The 1,491-nt window shown below is 41.1% G+C and carries 1 protein-coding gene; it reads right to left on the bottom strand.

Annotated features, from left to right (window positions below; genetic code table 11):
• Positions 1-184: 184 nt before the first annotated feature.
• Positions 185-1,330, bottom strand: coding sequence for an IS4 family transposase (locus ACM0OP_RS24090; protein ID WP_414530931.1), 1,146 nt, complete (start codon positions 1,328-1,330; stop codon positions 185-187).
• Positions 1,331-1,491: the final 161 nt, after the last annotated feature.

The following is a 1,491-nucleotide window of genomic DNA, read 5'->3' as shown; positions in this document are numbered from 1 at the left end:
GTCAATACGGTTCAGTTAAGGCTAAAAAGCTGATTATTAATGTGAAATTTCGGAGCTTGTACTTGTTTTCCAGTACCTCTGTGTTTAGGCTTTTTAGAAAGAAACTTTGATACAGGTTTTTTCACAACCCTGGGGTTAGTACGGTGAACTCGTTCGGGTAACAACGTATCCAGAATCTCTACGGTTAACCAATCGAAAAAAGGGGGAATTCTTCTGGTGGTAAATGTTGAAATTTAGGAATAGCACGACGAATGACTCGTAATGTTCCTGTAAAACTTAGACGCAACGGAGGAACAGAAGCATTAGTTGCCGCTTGAAACATTAACACTCGAACTGACCAATGTCCCAACAACCAACCATACACTTCTTGTACAACTTCTCGTGGTTTTTGGGAACGAACATGGGTTTTTCGACCCAAAAGATGGATTTTCAATTCATCAATGGTATTTTCTACTTCCCAACGTTGATGATATTCCTCAGCTAACAACTCTGCCGGGAATTTTTCAATGTCTAACAGGCTAGTAATCAAGCGATATATCACTTGTTTTTCTGGGTTATCAGGATGCTCAATTGTGTACTCGATAACTCTTACTGATATTGGCTGACAACCCTTTTTTCGTAACTTTCCAGATGGGTAAATCGATGACAGATAAGAACCGTCTGGCAACGATTTTTCTGCAAAAAATTTAACATTGGCAGGAATTCTCCCTAAATAGTCACAACCCTTAGATACTGTTGCGTGTACCATTGCATACGAATGCAATCCCCTATCCCACATCAACAACATTCCTGATGTTACCGAGCGTAATAATTTTAATGCCCGCACTCGTTCTCCGATGCGGTATGGACACATTAAAGCATCAAATATTATGTGTGTTCCTGCTTCTACCAATATGACTAATCTGACTTTGGGAAAAGCTGCTTGTGTGCCTGGACGACTACCAGGACGACCAAAAACTCTCGCATTTTCATTACTATCTGGAACATCAAAACAAGTACCGTCAATCACCACAATTCTCAGCCCATTTAGAAATGCTCCTATCGTCTCACCAGTCGCCATTGGTTGTACTAACTGGTGAAATAATTGGCTCATCACTCCTGCTCCCAATCGTTGCCGAGCTTGAGTAATTGCTGACTTACAAGGTACTCGCCAATATTTACCAACCTTAATCCATGCTTCACTTAGTCCATCAATCAAGTTTTTCAATACATCACGCATCGAGTCTTTAGACCAAAAACTCATTGCTATTACCAGGCTAACCACTAATTGTGCTGGTAACGATCGCCTGCGTTCTTCTTCGGTTTTGGTATTAGCGATGGCCTGTTCGATGGCAAAAGCTGGAATCGCTGTCTCGATTGCCTTCAGTACGTCACTACTTTGTATCTCTGGAGACACCAAGGAGAAATCTTTGAGATGCACCACACGTTTATTTTCATTCTTGGGACAATGCTTAATTTACACGACTTTCAGCCTTAACTGAACCGTATTGA

This window comes from Nodularia chucula CCY0103 (genome assembly GCF_963923915.1).
In the GTDB taxonomy this organism is placed as follows: Bacteria; Cyanobacteriota; Cyanobacteriia; order Cyanobacteriales; family Nostocaceae; genus Nodularia; species Nodularia chucula.
This window is presented reverse-complemented; position numbering and strand designations above follow the sequence as displayed.